General features: G+C 59.4%; 1 protein-coding gene and 1 pseudogene. One reads left to right on the forward strand and one right to left on the reverse strand.

The features are described from left to right. The first annotated feature begins 26 nt into the window (after positions 1–26). Positions 27–419: a hypothetical protein gene (locus tag C487_RS09200; RefSeq protein ID WP_049908052.1), complete on the forward strand. Its 393-nt coding sequence runs from the start codon at positions 27–29 to the stop codon at positions 417–419. An 86-nt stretch (positions 420–505) separates the two neighbouring features. Here the strand turns inward: C487_RS09200 and C487_RS09205 are convergent. After that, positions 506–1087: pseudogene (locus C487_RS09205) on the reverse strand (DUF2800 domain-containing protein); the annotation flags it as partial.

Genomic DNA, 1087 nt, shown 5'->3' on the forward strand with positions numbered 1-1087 from the left:
CCCGCCAGCGCCCTCTGCTCTAGTTGATGTCTGATTCCGACTCTGCTCACGAGAGCCCACCGTCGTTGCTCGGTCGACTCCTCTTTGGGAGCGGGCTTGCAGCACTCGCACTCCGCAACCTCACGAATCTTGACGGACGAATCGCCTATGCAGATGCCAAAGGTGTCCCCCTCGCAGACAAACTCGTCCCTGCCTCGAGTGGTCTCCTTCTCGGTGGCGGCCTTGGCATCGGCTTCTGGAAACTGCCCAAGCTGTCTGCAGCCAGTGTTGCCGCGTTCTTCATCGGCGTGACTCCGGTCATGCACGATTTCTGGGCCGTCGACGAAGACTCGCGTGACGAAGAACTCACCTCGTTCCTCCAGAATCTCGTGCTCCTCGGCGCTGCAATCGCCTTCTTCAAGCGGGCCCGGCAAAACTAACAGCACACGGTTTTGCGTGGAGTGACCCGTCTCGGGACCACTCCAACAGTTCTCGGAAGACAATGGGATACACAAGCCGTTAGCAGTCAGTACTGTACCTCTGTCCCCGCCCGGAAACTCGTGAGGTCGTCGATACGCTCTTCGAGTGCTTCGATTTCCTGTTGCAGTTCCTCGGCTTCTGTCTCCTCGCTGGCGGCAAGCCGGTCCTTCAATCCCTGAAGGCGTGACTCTTTGACGTCGTCGTCGACCTCAGCCTTGCGAACGTACTCGCTCTCATTGATCTCGTAGACATCGGACTCGGTGAGTGTCGTCACCTCGAGTGCTTCGTCGACCTTCTGGCGATCAACGCTCATGACGCGCTCGCGGTCGATCCCTTCCGCCTCAAGCATCGAGAGGACTTCCTCATCGTCTTTGAGCGAGCGGTTGCGGCGACTCGTACGCTGGACCGAGCCGTACTGACCGGCAACAGGCCGGTCGTGATGGAGGCGTGAGAGAAGTACGTCAGCGACTTCCTGCCGAAAGTCGTTGGCATCACGCTGGACATCCGACAGCAGCGTATAGAGATTCACCAGTGTGGCCGTCTCCAGCTCAGGCAGGTCGGTTACGTCGTGGCGCTCGAGTGCATCGATCAGCAGTAGCGCATCCGAGTAGACGTCCAGACCGTCGGG

This window comes from Natrinema pallidum DSM 3751, from assembly GCF_000337615.1.
GTDB lineage: Archaea > Halobacteriota > Halobacteria > Halobacteriales > Natrialbaceae > Natrinema > Natrinema pallidum.

Bases quoted from the DNA above. Each gene is read 5' to 3' on its own strand.
- C487_RS09200 (WP_049908052.1), top strand. From the start codon at position 27: ATGTCTGATTCCGACTCTGCTCACGAGAGCCCACCGTCGTTGCTCGGT.